This is a genomic window from Amycolatopsis methanolica 239, from assembly GCF_000739085.1.
Taxonomy (GTDB): Bacteria; Actinomycetota; Actinomycetes; order Mycobacteriales; family Pseudonocardiaceae; genus Amycolatopsis_E; species Amycolatopsis_E methanolica.
This window is the reverse complement of sequence record NZ_CP009110.1, coordinates 6,444,112-6,460,810: the sequence shown is the minus strand read 5'-3', so window position 1 is coordinate 6,460,810 and position 16,699 is coordinate 6,444,112. Positions and strand designations below refer to the sequence as shown.

Genomic DNA, 16,699 nt, shown 5'->3' with positions numbered 1-16,699 from the left:
CGCGCAGTGCTGAGCAACCTGGTCGAGGCGGTCGGTTACGCGCTCGTCGTGGCGTTCCTGTACCTGCTGTGGCCGCCGTTGGCGCTGCTCGGCGCCGGGCTTCTGCTGGTGGTCTGGGCCAACCTGCGGCCGCAGCGCAAGGGCTCGCCGCTGGCGGGGGCGATCGGAGCCGCGCTCGGAGCGGCGCGCAGCGCGTGGCGGGCCGAGAAGGCACGGGGTGACGGATGACGCTCGGTCGCGCCGTCGCGCGGGCGATCACCCGCAGCGTCGAGAACCCGGCCGTTCCGCTGACGTCGACGTCGCTGCTGAACTGGATGACGGGCGCGAGCTCCGACGCTGGCGTGCCGGTGTCGGAGCTGACCGCGCTGCACATGCCGGCGGTGTGGCGGTCGGTGTCGCTGATCTCCTCGGTGTCGGCGGCGCTGCCGCTGCACAGCTACCGGGAGAGCACCCGCGCGCGCACCACCCCGCGGCTGCTCCGGGATCCCCACCCGGAGCTGACTGCGTACGAGCTGTGGCGGCTGTCCTATGTGCATCGCGTGCTGTGGGGCAACGCCTACCTGCAGAAGGTCCGCAACCGCGCTGGCGAGGTCGTCGAGCTGTGGCCGATCCGGCCTGACCGCGTGCAGGTCGACCGGGTCAGGCCCACCGACGCGCTGCCCGGCGGCAAGATCTTCCAGGTCACCGACGACCAGGGGCGGCAGCACCCGCTCACCTCGCGCGAGGTCCTGCACATTCCTGGGCTGGGTTACGACGGGGTGTGCGGGGTCTCCCCGATCCGGGCCGCGGCGCAGGGCGTGGGCCTGGCGCTCGCCGCGGAGAAGTCCGGGGCGAAGTTCTTCGGCCAGGGCGCCATGCTCTCCGGGGTGCTGCAGACCGAGCAGCGGCTCAACCCTGACCAGGCCGAGGTGCTGAAGCGGCAGTGGAAGGCCAAGCACTCCGGCGCTGAGGCCGCCTACGACATCGCGGTGCTGGACTCTGGGGCTTCGTTCCAGCCGATCACGATGCCGTTTCGCGACGCACAGTTTCTGGAGTCGCGCCGGTTCCAGGTGGTCGAGGTCGCGCGGATGTTCGGCGTGCCGCTGTTCCTGCTGATGGAGACCGAGAAGTCGACATCGTGGGGCACCGGGCTGGAGCAGCAGGCGCTGGGCTTCGTGCAGTTCGACCTGCACCCGGTGTGGCTGGTGCCGACCGAGCAGCGCATCACCAAGGAGCTGATCTGGCCGACCGCGCCGGAGGATTACGCCGAGTACAACGTCGAGGGCCTGTTGCGCGGCGACTCCAAGGCGCGGGCGGAGTTCTACCGCGTGATGCGCGAAGTGGGTGCGATGAGCGCGAACGACATACGCGGCAAGGAGAACATGCCGCCGATCGAGGGCGGCGACGTCTATTTGCAGCCGCTGAACATGGCGCCGCTGGGCAGCGATCCCAACGACCAATCCGAACCCGACTCGACCAGTAGCGAGGGTGTGGACGATGACGACGATCCTGACGCGGGCGACAGCTGAGGAACGGCGGCGGTTGCCGCTGGCCACCGCTGGTGTGTCGATCCGGGCTGACGCCGACGTCGAGGGCGGCGAGCGGTTCCGCGGCTACGCGGCGGTGTTCAACTCCCGCACGGCGATCGGCAACCCGCTGCGGTGGGGGTTCTACGAGGAGATCGCGCCGGGCGCGTTCACCAAGACGCTGGCCGAGGGCGACGCCCGGTTCCTCATCGACCACGACTCCTACTACGTGGTGTCTCGGGTGTCGGCAGGCACGCTGAACCTGTCCCAGGACGACAAGGGCTTGCCGGTGGACTCCGCCCTGGACACGGAACTGTCCTATGTGCGCGATCTGAAAGCCAACGTGCGCAACAAGAACATCACCGGCATGTCGTTCGGTTTCTACGTGGTCAAGGACGAGTGGGCCACCGAAGAGGTCGACGTCGACGGCTACGACGAGCCGTTCGAAGTGGACGTGCGCCGCATCCTGGAGGTGCGGCTGATCGAAGTGTCGGCGGTGACATTCCCCGCCTACGAAGAGACTCAGGCCGAGCTCAACTCGGTCGCGGCCGCCCTGGCGCACCGCGGCGACCCCGTGGCGATCGAACGTCGCGCGGCGTACAAACCCGAGCTGCTCGACCTGCTGAAGGTCGTCGAACGCGAGCCGGGCGAGACCACTCGCGCGGACGGCACCGAGCCGGGCGAGACCACTCGGTTGTCCCCCAGCGACCTGCTGACCGCCTACGCGGCCCGGTACGGGCTGCCCCTGAGGAAGGACAACTGATCGTGAGCGAACAGCTCAAGCGGCTCATCGAGGAGCAGAACACGGTGTGGAAGCGGATGTGCGACATCCGCGACGCTGCAGCGGCCGAGAACCGCGACCTCACCGCCGAGGAGCGGGCCAACTGGGACCAGGCCGAGACGCGCCTGACCGAGGTGTCCGGCGACATCGAGCGCCTGGAGCGCTTCGCGCAGCTGGAGACCGTCGACCGGTCCCAGGTCGTGACCAGCTCTGGCGCCCCGGTCGGCGGAGGGGACGAGGCCGCGCAGCGGTACAGCGAGGCGTTCGAGCGCTACATGCGCGGCGGCATGGACCGCCTGTCCGGCGAGCAGCGCCAGCTGCTGATGGAGAACTTCTCCGAGCTGCGGGCGCAGGGCGTGTCCACCGACACCGCCGGCGGCTACCTGGTGCCGGAAGGTTTCCGGGCCGTGATGAGCGAGACGATGAAGGCCTTCGGCGGCCTGCTCAACGTCGCGACCGTCATCACGACCTCGACGGGCAACGACCTGCCGTGGCCGACGAACGACGACACCGGCAACGAGGGCGCGATCCTCGGCGAGAACACCCAGGTCACCGAGCAGGATGTGGTGCTGGGGCAGCGGAAGCTGCTCGCGCACACCTACACGTCCAAGCTGGTGCGGGTGTCGCTGCAGCTGCTGCAGGATTCGGCGTTCGACATCAACGTCTGGCTGCCGCGGAAGCTGGGCGAGCGCATCGGCCGCGCCGTCGCTGGGCACCTGGCGACCGGTACCGGAACCAACCAGCCGGAGGGCATCACCACCAACATCACGGTGGGCAAGACCGGCGCTGCCGGCCAGGTCACCAGCATCATCTACGACGACCTGGTCGACCTCGAGCACTCCGTCGACCCGGCGTACCGCACGAACGCCCGCTACCTGCTCAGCGACTCGGCGCTGAAGATGATCCGCAAGCTCAAGGACGCCGACAACCGGCCGCTGTGGGTGCCGGTACCGGCGCCCGGGTTCCCGTCCACCATCAACGGGTTCCCCTACACGATCGACAACAAGATGCCCGTCCCCGCGGCGAGCGCCAAGTCGATCGTGTTCGGCGACATCGCGGCCGGCTACATCGTCCGCCAGGTGCTCGACGTGCAGACGCTGCGCCTGACCGAGCGCTACGCGGACTTCCTGCAGGTCGGCTTCCTCGGGTTCGCCCGGCTCGACGGCAAGCCCGACGACGCCGCGGCCATCCGCGCCTACGCGCACCCGGCTACCTGATTCCCCTTCCCCCGGTGGGGCCGGACACCGCTCCGGCCCCACCGGCCCCCACCACCGCACGGGAGGAAACCGTGGATCGAGTGCGCATTCGCGTGCTGCAGGGCGTGTCCGGCACCGAGTTCTCGTGGGCGCCTGGATCCGAGATCGAACTGCCGGAGGAGGAAGCCGTCAAGTGGGCCGACGGCGTGCGCGCCGAGCTCATCAAGGACGAGCGCACCCAGCTTCCGACCGAACCGGTCGATCAGGCCGAGCAGGCCGCCGACAAGGAGGACGACGTGCCACAGGACGACGAGGTCACGCGGGCAGCCGACGACGAGGCTTCCGCGGCTGCACAGCCGGCCGACGCCGACTCCAAGCCGGAGAAGGCCGCCCGGCGCTCCCGGGGTGGCGGTCGCGCGGCCAAGCCCGAGACCCGCGGCTGATCACCCGTGGCCAACGAGTACGGCACCCTGGCGCAGCTCAAGGCCTCGCTGAGCATCCCCGCCGATGACACGACCCAGGACAACCTGGTACAGCAGGCGCACACCGCCGCCTCGCGCGCGATCGACCGCACCACCGGGCGCCGGTTCTACCTCGACCCCGCCCCGGTGCGGCGCGAGTTCCGGACCCTCGGGCGGCTGGTGTGCGAGGACGACGGTGACACGCTGCTCCTGCCCGACATCGGCGACGCTGCCGGCCTCATCGTCGAGAGCGCCGACAGCAGGACCGGGCCGTGGACCGCGGTCGCCGACTACGCCGTGGTGCCGGAGAACGCGCTGCTGGACAACGAGCCGGTGACCGGGCTGCTGCGGGATTCCGGCGAGTGGGGCACGCGCTGGGTGCGGATCACCGCGCGGTGGGGCTGGCCCGCGGTGCCCGACGAGGTGGTCTCGGCGGCGCTGCTGCAGGCCGCTCGGCTGTTCCGGCGCAAGGACTCGCCCGAGGGCGTCATGGGCTCGGCCGAGTGGGGCCTGATCCGGCTGTCGCGGGTGGACCCCGACGTCCAGGCGCTGATCCAGCACCTGATCCTCATCGGCATCGCGTAGGGGGCACGGAGTGGATATCGAGGCCGTGCGGTCGGGGCTGGCCGCCAACGCGAAGGCGATCACCGGGCTGATCTGCCTGCCCTACACCCCGGACTCGGTCACCCCGCCCATGTTCTTCGTGGCCGAGTACGAGATCGATTTCGACCGGGCGTTCGGCCGCGGGCTGGACGAGCTGACCGCCACCTGCCGGGTGCTGGTCTCCCACGCCACCGACAAGCAGGCCCAGGCCAAGCTCGACCAATACCTCACCGGCGGTGGGCCCCGTTCGCTCAAGGCGGCGCTGCAATCCGACCGCACCCTCGGCGGCGCGTGCGATGACTCCCGCGTGACGCGGGTGTTCGGCTACGGGCTCTACGAGCACGGCACATCCCAGTTCTTCGGCGCACAGCTGTCCGTCCACGTCATCGGATCGGGGGCCTGATGGGCAAGTTCGTTCTGACCAACGTCCGCCTGTTCACCGGCGGCGCGGACCTCACCGGCGCCAGCAACAAGCTGGAGATCTCCGCCGAGGTCGCCGACGAGGACGCGACCACTTTCGGCAGCGGCGGCTGGAAGGAAGTCAAGGCCGGGCTGGCGGCGACCGAGATCACCGCGGAGGGATTCTGGGAAGCCGGTGACCTGTCGATGGTGGACGACGCTCAGTGGACCGCGCTCGGCGGTCTCGGGCCGTGGAGCGCGGGCCCGGCCGGCGCGAACGTCGGCGACCTGGCGTACTTCACCAACGCGCTAACCGGGTCCTACGCGCTCGGTGGCGAAGTCGGCAGCATGGCGCCCTGGAGCGGCAAAGCCAACTCGAGCTGGCCGCTCGTGCGCGGTCAGGTTGCGCACCCGCCCGGCACCGCACGCACTGCTTCCGGAACCGGAGTCGGCACGCAGCTCGGCGCGGTGCCCGCCGGCAAGCAGCTGTACGCCGCGCTGCACGTGCTGTCGGTCGCCGGGACCGCCACGCCGTCGCTGACCGTGGCGATCGAGTCCGACACCGCGTCGGGGTTCGCCGCCCCCACCGACCGGCTCACGTTCGCGGCCGCCACCGCCCGGGGCGGGCAGATCCTCCGCGTGCCCGGCCCGCTCACCGACACGTGGTTCCGTCCGAAGTGGACCGTTGCTGGAACCGCGCCGTCGTTCCTGTTCGTCGTCGCACTCGGTATCGCCTGAAAGGGGCACTCGCTCATGGCCAAGATGGTCCTGCTGGCGGCCTTCCTGTCGCTCAACGCCAACGACCTCTCGAACAACGCGTCCAAGATCGAGCTGACCGCGGAGGTCGCCGACGAGGACGTGACCACCTTCGGCAGCGGTGGCTGGAAAGAGGTCCTGGGCGGCCTCAAGGAAGGCAGCCTGTCGGTGACGCTCAAGCAGGACGTCGCCGCGGCCGGGCTCGACTCGATCATGTGGCCGCTGTTCGGCACGCTGGTGCCGTTCGAGGTGCGGCTGTCCAACGCCGCCCGCGGCGCCTCCAACCCCGGCTACACCGGCACCGTGCTGATCAAGTCCTGGAAGCCGATCGCCGGTGACGTCGGCAACGTGGCCGAGGTCGACGTCGAGTTCCCGACATCGGGCGCGGTCTCCCGCGTCGTGTCCTGATGCCAGCCGAGCTGGACCTGTCCGGCCCGGAAAGGCGGCTGAAGGAGCTGGCGCGGGCGCTGCGCACCGAGGAGAACGGCAAGGCGCTGCGCCGGGACCTGATGCGCGACATCCGCGCCGCCGCACAGCCAGCTCGGCAGGCCACGCGCCAGGCAATCCGCTCGGTCACCTCGCAGGGGCACGCGGGGCGGTCGATCCGGTCGGCGATCGGGCAGAAGATCCAGGTGGTCGCCAAGACCTCCGGACCCGCGGTCGGCGCGCGGGTGGTGGCGCGGGAAACCCCGAACGTGCGCGGTTTCCGGCACGCACCGCGCCGGTTCAACTCCGCCAAAGGGTGGAGGCACAAGGTGTTCAACACCGGGCAGGAAGTGCACCAGCGCGGCAAACCGGGCTGGTTCGACGAGACGTTGGCCGGCCGCCGCAACGACTTCCGACGCGCGGTCGTCGACGCGATGAAGAAGACGGCGGACCGACTCGCCGGGAAGGTGTGAACGTTGCTGGTCACCTACACCCCGCAGGGGCAGGAAACACAGAGCTGGACCTGGGATCCGGCCAAGGTCCGCGCCGCCGATGCCGAGGCGATCGAGGCCCGGATGCACCCGCTGACCTGGGACGAGTTCCAGGTGATGCTGCTCAAGGGCGGGGCGAAGGCACGGCGGGTGCTGCTGTGGCACCTGCAGAAGCTGACACACCCCACGCTCAAGCTCGAGGACGTCGACTTCACCGTCGGTGAGCTGACCGTGGAGTTCGAGGCGCCCGAGCTGGAGAAGATGCGCGAGGCGGCCGCGTCCGCGCCCGGTCTCGACGACAGCCAGCGCGCGTACATCCTCTCGGCGATCGACGCCCAGATCGCCAAGGCGCCGGAGAGCGCGGCGGGAAAAGCCCCCTCGAGCAGCGGCGCGAAAAGTACGCCCTAGCGATCTCGGCCGAGCTGAACATTCGGCCGTGGGAGCAACGCGAGCTGCTCACCGTCCAGGAGCTGACCAGCGCCTGTGACTACATCGAAGACCTGATTCGCAGTCGTGCCAAGCACAACACCTGAATAGCGGCCCGAGGGGGGTGTCATGGCGGACACCTCCCTGCTGTTCAACATCCTCGGCCGCGACGGTGTGTCGAAGGTGTTCGGCGAGATCCGGCGCGAGGCGCTGGCCACCGCGGCAGTGATGCGGGTGGCGGGCGAGAGCACCTCGAACATGGCCCGGGACAACATCTCCGGGGTCCTGGGACTGTCCAAGGCGTTCACCGTGTTCGGGGCCGCCTCGGCCGCCTCGGCGCTGGCCGCGAGTGCCGCGCTCGGTGGCGTGCCGTTGGCCTTCGCCGGGCTCGGCGCGATGGCGCTCAAGGAGAACACCCAGGTCGTCAGCGCGTTCTCGACGCTTGGCGACCAGGTGCAGTCCAGCCTGACCGACGCGGCGGCGCCGCTGGTGCCCACGTTCGTCGGCATCGCCGGGCAGCTAGGCCAGACCTTCCAGCAGCTGCTGCCCGCGATCCGGCAGGTCTTCGGCGCCATCGGCCCCTACCTGACCACCCTGACCGAGGGCGTGACCGGCTTCGCCGTGCAGGCCATGCCCGGGCTGCTCACCGCGGTTCAGTCGGCCGGACCGGTGTTCGACGGACTAGCCGACCTCCTGGCGGGCGCGGGCGCCGGCGTCGGCCAGCTGGTGGCCAACCTCGCCCCGGCGGCCGGCGCGGTGGGCCAGGCGCTGACCGCGGTCGGAACGGCGCTGCCGGACATCCTCTCGTTGCTCGGGTCGCTGCTCGGCGCGCTCGCGCAGGCTGGCGGCCCGATCCTCGAAGCGATCATGCCGGTGATCACGACGCTGCTCGATGGCCTCGTCGGCGCGCTGATCCCGGTGATTCAGTCCCTTGGCCCGGTGCTCGCGGGCGTGGCTACGGCTCTCGGTCCGCTCGCGGAGGCCTTCGGCCGGGTGCTGCAGGCTGCGGGCCCCGCGATCACCCAGATCTTCACCAGCCTCGGAGAGGTCCTGGTCAGCAGCGTGATCCCTGCGCTGACGCAGATCCTGGACGCGGTGACGCCGCTGGTGCCGGCGTTCGTGTCGCTGCTCAGCCCGATCATGCCGCTGGTGCCGGTGCTCGCCGACATCGCGGCGCAGCTGGCCGGGGCGCTCGCCCCGGCGATCGGTGACTTGCTGCCGATCGTGGGCGAGATCGCGATGCTGGTCTCCCAGTTCGCCGCGGACGCGTTGTCCGAGCTGGCTGGCGCGATCGTGCCGCTGATCCCGATGATCGGGCAGTTCGCCATGATCCTCGGCACCGCGGTGCTGACCGTGCTGCAAGCGCTGCAGCCGGTGCTCGGCGCGATCATTGCCGCGGCGGTGGCGCTGCTGCCCCCGCTGGTGCAGCTGCTCGTCCCGCTCGGCGAGCTCGTCGTCGCGCTCACGCCGCTGCTGTTGCTGGTAGCCCAGTTCGCCGAGTGGCTGATCAACCTGCTGGCCCCGGCGATCGGCGCCATTATCGGCTGGCTGGCCGGGTTCGCCGGCGCGATCCTCGGTGGCCTGGCCGGTGCGGTGTCCTGGTTGGTGTCCGCCGTGCCTGCGGCGTTCAGCTGGGTCCAGAACGCGATCGGCACCGCGGTCGGCGTGATCCGCGGGATACTCAGCTGGTTCGGCCAGCTGCCCGGATTGATCGGCGGGTGGATCGGGCAGGCCCGGGACTGGGCGATCCAGCGGTTCAACGACCTGGTGAACTGGGTCCGCGGCCTGCCCGGCATGATCCTCGGCGCCCTGGGCAGCCTCGGGAGCCTGCTGTGGAACGCGGGCGGCGACCTCGTGCGCGGCCTGATCAACGGCATCGGCAACTTCGCAGGCGCGATCAAGGACAAGCTGCTCGGCATCGTCAAGAACGCCTGGGACGCCGTGCTCGGCTTCCTCGGCATCGCCTCACCGTCCAAAGAGGCCGAATGGGCGATGGAAATGGTCGGGCTGGGCGCGATCAACGGCCTGTCCAGCATGGTCGACCGGGTCGCCGCCGCCTCCGAAGAGGTCGCCGCGGCCGCGCTCCCGCGGCCCGCCGCGGCCAGCGCGGCCACCACCGCGGCCGCCGCCGCGAGCAGCGCCGTCGGCGGGTTCGCCGCGGGCGGCGGCGGGGGCCAGGCCGTCGTCGTCATCGACTCGGCCGGCACCCGGCTCGACGAACTGCTGCTGGAAATCCTTCGCAACGCCATCCGGAAAGAGGGAGGCAACGTGCAGCTGGTCCTCGGAAACGGGGCGGCGTGATGGCCTTTCCCACCGACCCGCTCGACGTGCGCACCGAGCTGTTCCTGTCCGGCAACTGGATCGACGTCTCCGGCGACGTGATGGTCGCCCAGGGCGTGCAGATCAGCAAGCCCCGGGCCAACGAGTCCTCCAAGCTGGCCACCGCAGCGCAGTGCCGGTTCCGGCTGCGCAACGACAACCAGCAGTACGACCCGGACTACGCCGGCTCGCCCTACTACGGCGTGCTCGGGCGTAACACGCCGGTGCGTGTCGGCGTGCGCACCGCCCGCTCGACGTTCAGCCGGACCAATGCCAACGGGTGGGCCCAGACCGACACCGGGCAGACCTGGCTGCATGCCTGGAACGGCGGCAACGGGCTGCCCGACTTCCCCGAGAACGGCGGCAAGGGCCACCACATCCTGACTGGCGCGGGCCAGTACCGGATGTCGTGGCTGGCGGGGTTCCAGCAGCGCGACGTCGACATCGCCGCGACAGTGCACGTGCCGGTCACCACGGTGACCGGCGCCAACCTGGAGCCGCTGAATCTGCTGATGCGGTTCGCCGACCTGGGCAACTACATCATGCTGCGGGCCCTGGTGTCCCCGACCGGCGAATACCGGATCGGCGTCCGATACGTCAAAGCGGGCGCGGAGACCAACCTGCTCACCGACCTGGGCACCGGCATCACGCTCGCACCCACGACCCAGGACGTGCGGATGCGGGTGCTACTGGAGGGCCAGCAGGTCCGGTTCAAGGCCTGGGTGGCCGGCACGCCCGAGCCGTACGACTGGCTCGGCTACGTGCAGAGCGAGGCCATGCCGCAGGCCGCCGGATCGGTCGGCATCCGCTCGGGCGTGGCAGGCGGCAACACCAACGTTCCGGTCACCTTCGACTACGACGACCTGGACGTGCGTTCGCCGCGGTTCTTCGGCGAGATCGCCTCGATCACGCCACGCAACGACCGCTCCGACCACAACCGGTGGGCCGACGTCGAGGCCGCCGGGGTGTTCCGGCGGCTGCAGCAGGGCGCCACCCCGGTGCTGTCCACGCTCAAGCGCGCGTACCTGCAGGCCGAGACGAACGCGCCCGTGGCGTACTGGCCGTGCGAGGACGGCCGGGAAGCCACCTCGGCCGCTTCGGCGATCGACGGCGTCGACCCGATGCAGATCACCCAGGGCAAGATCAATTTCGCGTCGAACGGCGAGTTCGCCTGCTCGGCAGACATGCTGGCCCTGAACAACGGCACGCTGTGGGGCGTCGTGCCCTCGTACCCGTCCGGCGCAGGCATGGTCCGGTTCCTGGTCTCCTTCCCAGCCACCGGCCTGGCCGACGGCGAGGCGCTCGCCACGATCCACACCTCCGGCGACATCTCCCGGTGGCGGCTGACCTGGCACACCGGCGGCGCGCTCAAGCTGATGTGGTTCGACCGCGCCGTCGTCTACGTCGGCGACAGTGGCGCGATCGGCTTCAACATGGTCGACAAGAACGTGCTGCTGCAGATCGACCTGTCCCAGCAGGGCGGCAACATCCGCTGGCGGATCGCCACCCTTGAACCGGGCGCCGGGGTCGGGCTAACCGGCGGGCCGGGCACGGTCAACGGCCGCACCCTTGGCCGGGTCACCGACGTCTACATCGGACCGGACATGGACGTCGCCGGTGTCGGGATCGGGCACGTCGCGGTGCAGCCGGCGGTGACCGACCTGTTCGACTTCGCCCAGCAGCTGGCCGCCTACAACGGCGAGGAGGCCTACACCCGCGCGGGCCGCCTGTCGGTGGAGAACGGGTTCTATCTGGGCTCCTACCGTGGTGCGTTCGGACAGACCGAGGTGTGGACCAAGCTCGGGCCACAGCGGCCGAAGGTGTTCCTGGACCTGCTGGAGGATGTCGCCCGGGCGGACAACGGCGTGTTCTACGAGAACCGCGGCTCGATCGATGGCACCTACCGCACCTACCCGTCGTTGCTGCACCAGGACGTGCGGATCGCCTTCGACTACACCGCCGGGCAGCTGTCCGACGTGCCCGCCCCGGTCAACGACGACCAGGCGCTCGTCAACGACTTCACCGCCACCCGCACCAACGGCTCCTCCTACCGGTTGACCAAGACCACCGGGCGGCTGTCGACCAAGCCACCGCAGGAGGGCGGCGTCGGGACCTACGACGCGTCCGAGGAGTTCAACGTCTGGGTGGACTCGATCGCCAAGGACATCGCCGCCTGGCGGCTGCACCTGGGAACCGACGAGTCGCCCCGGTACCCCACCGTGTCGATCAACCTCGCCAACCCCCGCGTGGCGGCGAACACCACGCTGTGCGCCCAGGTGCGCGACGCCAACATCGCCGACCGGATCACCATCGCCAACTTCAAGCCGGACCTGATCGACCTGCTCATCCTCGGCTACACCGAGACCCTGAAGCCGTTCGAGCACTCGTTCACGTTCAACTGCCGACCGGGCGCGGCCTGGGACACCGCCACCGTGGGCGGGGTAGGCGTGAAGGCCGACGCCACCAACAGCACACTCGCGACCGCGATCACCGCGACGGCCACCACGTTCACGGTCGTGACCGCGGCCGGCAGTGCGCGGTGGATCGACTCGGCAACCTACGGCGCGGAGTTCCCGATCCGGATCAAGGTCGGCGGCGAAGAAATGCGGGTCACCGCGATCAGCGGCACCACGAACACCCAGACGTTCACCGTCATCCGCTCGGTCAACGGCATCACCAAGTCCCACGCGGCCGGCGCCGCCGTCCAGCTCGCGCGCCCCGCCATCGTTGCTGGAGGTGTCAAGGTATGAGCTGGCTCGCGGGCGAGGACGTCACCGCCGACAGGCTCAACGCCGACAGCGACAAGCCGGCGTGCACGCTCATCATGAACGCCACGCTGACGATCGCGGACAAGGCCGACACCGACGTCACGTGGACCACCTTCTCCGAGAACTGGACCAGCCCGCTTGGTCTGTCCATGTGGGACCCCGCCAACCCGACCCGGATCACCATCCGGAAAGACGGCTACTACACCGGCGGGTTCGAGATCCACTACTCGCAGAACGCCAATACCGGCGGGAAGCGGGTGGCCACGCTCACCCGGAACAACACTGGCGTGCCCACCAACCCCAACTCGCTGGCCTACGACAACCAGCCGTTCAACACCCAGGGCGACGTCACCTCGCTCAAGGGCTCGTTCGGTTGGCGCCTCAACAACGGCGACATCCTGCGCGTGAGCACGTGGCAGAACTCGCTGGTCGCCCAGAACTTGGTCGGCAACACCATCGAGGGTGTGTGCAAGTTCTGGGTGGCGTGGGAGAAACCGTAACCCCGAAAGGAGCGGCAGCACCATGCCGGTTCGCAACGTCACCAAGTCCCCCAAGGTCGGCAAGATCACGCAGTGGACGGGATCGAACTTCGCTGAGATCCAGGCCAACACCGACTTTCCCGTCGTGGACAACGGTGACGGCACCCTCACCATGTACCCGAACAGCAGCGGCGCCCGCAGCGTGCCCACCGGCGCTTGGATTCCGGTCGACATCAACGTCTTCAACCGCGAGTTCTTCTACGACGAGGAGATCCAGCGCGGCGACTTCCAGGACGTGCCCGAGGGCGACGCGCACGCCTACAACATCACCACCACCTGATCCCGCCCCGACGACGAGGAGGAGGGCAGGAGGAGTGACGCAGCCCGGCGAAGCCTGGGAGTACATCCGCGAGCGGCTCGGCGAGCTGCAGCGCTCGTTCGACAGTTTCGCCGCCCAGATCCGAGACACGGTCGGCGACCACGCCGTGAGGGTCGCCAAGCTCGAGATGCGCGCCGACCAGCAAGACCGCGCGATCCGGGAGGCCCGCGCCGAGGCCGAGCAGGCCGTCGCTGCGGCACGTGCGGAGGCCGCCAGCGCGATCGCCGCCGTCCGGGCCGACGCAGACCGCGCGATCGCCGGGCGCCGATGGAGCGTTGGCACTTGGATCGCCGCCGTCTCGGCGCTCATCGCCCTCGCCGGCGTCGTCATCGCGGTCATCGCGCTCGGCAAGTAGGCGCCCGGATCCACCGTGGATCCGGCTCAGGGAAGGAAACTGGTATGTCCACTCCGGACGATGAGCCCGCGGCCGTGACCGCGGGCGAGGAGACCCACGAGGACCCCTGGGCCTACGCCGGCGAGGACGCCGACGCGCCCGCCGACACCGGCCGTCCCGCGGACGAGCCCGAGGGGAGTGAGGCCTGATGGTGGCCTGGCGCCTGGCCTACGCCCTGGTGGACCTCCGCAACGAGGTCAACACCAGGTGGCCGAACCGCGACAAGACCAGCGACGGCACGATCGGCGATGCCGCGCACGCCTCCCGCTCCTCCGACCACAACCCGTGGGTCATCGACCGCGAGGACGGCCTGGGCGTGGTGCGCGCGGTGGACATCGACGTCGACGGCATCGACGCCGGGTGGCTCGCGGAGTACCTGCGGCAGCGCGGCCTCACGGGCCACGACGGCCGCACCGGCGACCACCGGCTCACCAACGGCGGGTACGTGATCTTCAACCGCAGGATCACGAAGCCCGACTTCTCGGGCTGGAAGGTCTACACCGGCTCGAACCCGCACACGAGCCACGTGCACGTGAGCCTGACCCAGAGCGGCGCCTACGACGACCGCGCCGGGTGGGGCATCGCGGGCGGCGGCCCGGCCGCCCCGGCGCCGCCGCCGTCGACGGGCGGGAGCTCGAGCAAGCCGACCATCCGGCGCGGCTCGACCGGGGCCGCGGTGACCCAGCTGCAGCAGACCCTCAACCGCGGCTACCCGGCCTACTCGAAGCTGACGGTCGACGGGGTGTTCGGCGCCAAGACCGAGGCGGTCGTCAAGGAGTTCCAGCGGCGGTCCGGGCTGGCCGTCGACGGGATCGTGGGCCCGCGCACGTGGGCCGCGCTCGGCTACTGAGAGGAATCCCCACCATGCACGCACTGAAGGCGATCGTCGCCGCCATCGGCGGCCTGTGCACAGCCGTCGGCCCGATCCTGGCGGACAACGTCCTGGACTGGAGCGAGTACGGCACCGTCGCGTCCGCGCTCGCGCTCGCCGCCGGCACGGTCTACGGCGTGTGGCGCGTACCGAACAAGCCGATCGGCTGAACAGCGCCCAACGGGTCCGGGGGCGTAGTGGCCGCCCGGACCCGTTGGGGTTGCTGTGTGTTGCGGCCTGTTGCTGTCCGTTGCTGCCGGTTGTTATCTGTTGCAGTTTATTCCTCTCTAAAACTCTCGGGAACTCTTCTAGTCTCTTGAGACTTATCGCGGCCCACCACGACTATCCGCGACTAATAGCGGCTAATCGCGACACTTCATCATCGTGACCAGCGCAGACACTCTTCGGACGCTCTCGCACGTGGACTTGTGTGGACTTCAGCAGACATTTGTGGGCACACACGAGCGAATGATGCGGGTAGGGCTCGACATGCCGGAGAAGCGGTGTAAGGTTCGGTACCAATGAGAAGGCCCGGGCTGCTTCCTACAGCCCGGGCCGACTCTCGGGGTTCCGCGCAGTGCCAGCTGCCGGAGCCGTGGCCGCCATCACAGAAAGGACCTTGGCGACCGATGGACCCTATCAACGCTGAAAACTCCCTGGAAGCCGCGTCACGCGATCGTGACCCCGGACACGACTCCACGTCGCCGTTCGACCGGATCAAGCAGACCCGGGCCGACGGCACCGAGTACTGGTCCGCGCGGCATCTCCAGGGCCTCATGGGTTACGCCCGTTGGCAGAACCTCCAGCCGGCTATCGCGCGAGCGATGCAGACGGCGAGCAACACGGGGATGGATGTTTCGCGCGAGTTCGCGCAGGTCACACCAATTATGGCATCGCAGCACCGGGCGGCCGGCGGGCGATTCGCGCCCAACGGCGGCGAGGATTACGAGCTGTCCCGGCAGGCCGCCTACCTCGTGGCGATGAACGGCGACCCGAACAAACCCGAGGTGGCCGACGCGCAGGCGTACTTCGCGGCGCGGACTGAGCAGGCCGAGGCGATCGAGTCCGATCTCGCCGAGCTGCCTGAGTGGGCGCGGCAGCAGATCGACACAATCCGCCGCGTCGGCAAGATCGAGGTCGAGCAGGTGCGACAGCGCGAGCGGCTGACCGCAGTGGAGAGCCGCCTCGACGGCATCGAGGGCAAGCACAACTGGTACTCCGCTCTCGGCTACTCCCGGAAGATGGGCCTGCCCACCTCGACCGGCGCCACCCGCGCGCTCGGGAAGAGGGCCAGCCAGATCTGCCGCAGCCGCGGTATTCGACCGCAGAAAACGCAGCACCAGCTCTACGGCGAAGTGAACCTGTACCCGGAGGAGGTGCTCACCGAGGCGTCGCGCCCCGTTCCGGCCCCCTAAGCCGGGACAGCAGCAACTCGAAGACCAACGGCCCCCGTGCTCGCCGACGAGGCGTCACGGGGGCCGTTTTCGCGCGTTGATCGCAGCTGCGCCATCAGACGGGGTGGGCGTCCGGGATGCCAGCGAGCTGGCGCACCTCGGTCTGCGCCCGTTGCAGGCCGGGCTTCTCGTCCGGGGCGCAGTCGAACTCGGCGAGGGCGAGCGCGAGCAGGACGCGGTTGACATCGAGCGAGCGGCCGACCGGCTCGGTCGGCGGCAGCGGGCGCAGCTGGGGCGTCTTGTCCATGTCCTCGACGCTGGCACACCACCGCGCGGTCCGACAGACCCGTTCGAGCGCCTGTGGACAACTTCCCCGCCAGCGCGGTGCGCCGCGCGGCGCGATCCTGGATGGATGGACGACGAGTTCCCGGCCGCCGAGGTGCGCTGTCCGGGCTGCCACCGCGGCGACTTCGCCGACTTCGATCACTACGTCGACGCGCACCAGATCCCGCCGGCCGACTACCCGGCCGCGTTCGCGGCGTGGCTGCACCTCGCCTCCGGCCGCGCCTGGGATGGCGAGGTGGAGCGGGTCGACGACGACCAGTAGTCGAACTTGCGTTCGACGAACACCTGTTCTAACGTCGGGCTCGCGCCGGTCCGGAGGGGGAAGCTCCGGACCGGCTTTCTCATCGAAGGAGCCCACCATGACGTACGAACGACCCAAGCCGCCCAGGAGCGTCCTGCAGTGGCTGGACGACGGCCAGAAGGCGCTGGCCCGGCTGCGCGAGGACGCCGCCCTGAAGGTCGGCGCCGGCGCCCCACTCGACTCGCCTGACGTCGCGGAGGGGGTGCGACTGTGCAAGCAGCTCGTCGCACTCGACGAGCAGCGCGGCGGCTGACCCTGCGAGCGACAGAGCCCCGGTCCGCCGCGAGGGGGCGATGGCAGACCGGGGCTCTGCTTCCGGCTGGCCCGCGGGAGGTGCGCAGGCCAGGACGGGCTTGGGGTGGAGCCCCGGCCGCGACGTGTTTGAGCGGCTGCAGATCCACGCGC

Annotated in this window: 23 protein-coding genes; 22 read left to right on the top strand and 1 reads right to left on the bottom strand. The window is 69.8% G+C overall.

Translation table 11 applies throughout. The annotated features are described in order from the left end of the window. Window positions 1-6: 6 nt before the first annotated feature. From AMETH_RS31440 to AMETH_RS36180, 20 genes are all read left to right on the top strand, one after another. Complete coding sequence (locus AMETH_RS31440; RefSeq protein WP_017985204.1) at window positions 7-228, top strand: hypothetical protein; 222 nt, start codon at window positions 7-9, stop codon at window positions 226-228. After that, on the top strand, window positions 225-1,508 hold the full coding sequence (locus tag AMETH_RS31435) for a phage portal protein (protein ID WP_017985203.1): 1,284 nt from the start codon (window positions 225-227) through the stop codon (window positions 1,506-1,508). The genes AMETH_RS31440 and AMETH_RS31435 overlap by 4 nt, the downstream gene beginning before the upstream one ends. Continuing rightward, entirely contained in the window at window positions 1,477-2,268 is a 792-nt protein-coding gene (locus tag AMETH_RS36190) for an HK97 family phage prohead protease (RefSeq protein WP_017985202.1), read from the top strand. The genes AMETH_RS31435 and AMETH_RS36190 overlap by 32 nt, the downstream gene beginning before the upstream one ends. 2 nt (window positions 2,269-2,270) lie before the next feature. Continuing rightward, complete coding sequence (locus AMETH_RS31425; RefSeq protein WP_017985201.1) at window positions 2,271-3,503, top strand: phage major capsid protein; 1,233 nt, start codon at window positions 2,271-2,273, stop codon at window positions 3,501-3,503. Window positions 3,504-3,583: 80 nt separating this feature from the next. Further along, on the top strand, window positions 3,584-3,925 hold the full coding sequence (locus AMETH_RS31420; RefSeq protein WP_156131755.1) for a hypothetical protein: 342 nt from the start codon (window positions 3,584-3,586) through the stop codon (window positions 3,923-3,925). Window positions 3,926-3,931: 6 nt separating this feature from the next. Then, window positions 3,932-4,528 (top strand): head-tail connector protein, encoded by a 597-nt coding sequence (locus AMETH_RS31415; RefSeq protein WP_017985199.1) that lies wholly within the window; start codon window positions 3,932-3,934, stop codon window positions 4,526-4,528. A 10-nt stretch (window positions 4,529-4,538) separates the two neighbouring features. Further along, window positions 4,539-4,949 (top strand): hypothetical protein, encoded by a 411-nt coding sequence (locus tag AMETH_RS31410; RefSeq protein WP_223842984.1) that lies wholly within the window; start codon window positions 4,539-4,541, stop codon window positions 4,947-4,949. Continuing rightward, on the top strand, window positions 4,949-5,683 hold the full coding sequence (locus AMETH_RS31405; protein ID WP_017985197.1) for a hypothetical protein: 735 nt from the start codon (window positions 4,949-4,951) through the stop codon (window positions 5,681-5,683). Before AMETH_RS31410 ends, AMETH_RS31405 begins: the two co-directional genes overlap by 1 nt. A 15-nt stretch (window positions 5,684-5,698) precedes the next feature. Next, window positions 5,699-6,109 (top strand): phage tail tube protein, encoded by a 411-nt coding sequence (locus tag AMETH_RS31400; RefSeq protein ID WP_017985196.1) that lies wholly within the window; start codon window positions 5,699-5,701, stop codon window positions 6,107-6,109. Beyond that, window positions 6,109-6,600: a hypothetical protein gene (locus AMETH_RS31395; protein ID WP_017985195.1), complete on the top strand. Its 492-nt coding sequence runs from the start codon at window positions 6,109-6,111 to the stop codon at window positions 6,598-6,600. Before AMETH_RS31400 ends, AMETH_RS31395 begins: the two co-directional genes overlap by 1 nt. A gap of 3 nt (window positions 6,601-6,603) precedes the next feature. After that, window positions 6,604-7,026, top strand: coding sequence for a hypothetical protein (locus tag AMETH_RS31390; RefSeq protein WP_017985194.1), 423 nt, complete (start codon window positions 6,604-6,606; stop codon window positions 7,024-7,026). 147 nt (window positions 7,027-7,173) lie between these two features. Further along, complete coding sequence (locus AMETH_RS31385; RefSeq protein ID WP_017985193.1) at window positions 7,174-9,345, top strand: phage tail protein; 2,172 nt, start codon at window positions 7,174-7,176, stop codon at window positions 9,343-9,345. Next, entirely contained in the window at window positions 9,345-12,113 is a 2,769-nt protein-coding gene (locus AMETH_RS31380; protein WP_017985192.1) for a hypothetical protein, read from the top strand. Before AMETH_RS31385 ends, AMETH_RS31380 begins: the two co-directional genes overlap by 1 nt. Then, window positions 12,110-12,631 (top strand): hypothetical protein, encoded by a 522-nt coding sequence (locus AMETH_RS31375; protein WP_017985191.1) that lies wholly within the window; start codon window positions 12,110-12,112, stop codon window positions 12,629-12,631. The genes AMETH_RS31380 and AMETH_RS31375 overlap by 4 nt, the downstream gene beginning before the upstream one ends. Window positions 12,632-12,653: 22 nt before the next feature. Further along, the gene (locus AMETH_RS31370; RefSeq protein ID WP_017985190.1) at window positions 12,654-12,950 is read left to right on the top strand and encodes a hypothetical protein; all 297 of its coding nucleotides are present in this window, start codon (window positions 12,654-12,656) and stop codon (window positions 12,948-12,950) included. Between the two features lie 34 nt (window positions 12,951-12,984). Then, window positions 12,985-13,344: a hypothetical protein gene (locus AMETH_RS31365; protein WP_017985189.1), complete on the top strand. Its 360-nt coding sequence runs from the start codon at window positions 12,985-12,987 to the stop codon at window positions 13,342-13,344. Window positions 13,345-13,388: 44 nt separating this feature from the next. Next, window positions 13,389-13,532, top strand: coding sequence for a hypothetical protein (locus tag AMETH_RS38350; protein ID WP_017985188.1), 144 nt, complete (start codon window positions 13,389-13,391; stop codon window positions 13,530-13,532). Beyond that, complete coding sequence (locus AMETH_RS36185) at window positions 13,532-14,233, top strand: peptidoglycan-binding domain-containing protein (RefSeq protein WP_017985187.1); 702 nt, start codon at window positions 13,532-13,534, stop codon at window positions 14,231-14,233. Before AMETH_RS38350 ends, AMETH_RS36185 begins: the two co-directional genes overlap by 1 nt. Before the next feature lie 14 nt (window positions 14,234-14,247). Then, window positions 14,248-14,424: a hypothetical protein gene (locus tag AMETH_RS38345; RefSeq protein WP_017985186.1), complete on the top strand. Its 177-nt coding sequence runs from the start codon at window positions 14,248-14,250 to the stop codon at window positions 14,422-14,424. A gap of 459 nt (window positions 14,425-14,883) precedes the next feature. Beyond that, window positions 14,884-15,669 (top strand): hypothetical protein, encoded by a 786-nt coding sequence (locus AMETH_RS36180; RefSeq protein ID WP_017985185.1) that lies wholly within the window; start codon window positions 14,884-14,886, stop codon window positions 15,667-15,669. 94 nt (window positions 15,670-15,763) lie between these two features. Here the strand turns inward: AMETH_RS36180 and AMETH_RS31340 are convergent, their stop codons facing one another. Beyond that, a complete protein-coding gene (locus AMETH_RS31340; protein ID WP_017985184.1) occupies window positions 15,764-15,955 on the bottom strand; it encodes a hypothetical protein in 192 nt (63 codons plus the stop codon). Window positions 15,956-16,060: 105 nt separating this feature from the next. Between AMETH_RS31340 and AMETH_RS31335 the strand changes: the two genes are divergently transcribed. Together AMETH_RS31335 and AMETH_RS31330 are read left to right on the top strand one after the other, a co-directional pair. Next, window positions 16,061-16,255 carry a hypothetical protein gene (locus AMETH_RS31335; protein WP_017985183.1) on the top strand — a complete coding sequence of 65 codons (195 nt, stop codon included), beginning with the start codon at window positions 16,061-16,063 and terminating at the stop codon, window positions 16,253-16,255. 97 nt (window positions 16,256-16,352) lie between these two features. Then, window positions 16,353-16,547, top strand: a complete 195-nt coding sequence (locus AMETH_RS31330) for a hypothetical protein (protein ID WP_017985182.1) — start codon at window positions 16,353-16,355, stop codon at window positions 16,545-16,547. The last annotated feature ends 152 nt before the right edge of the window (window positions 16,548-16,699 follow it).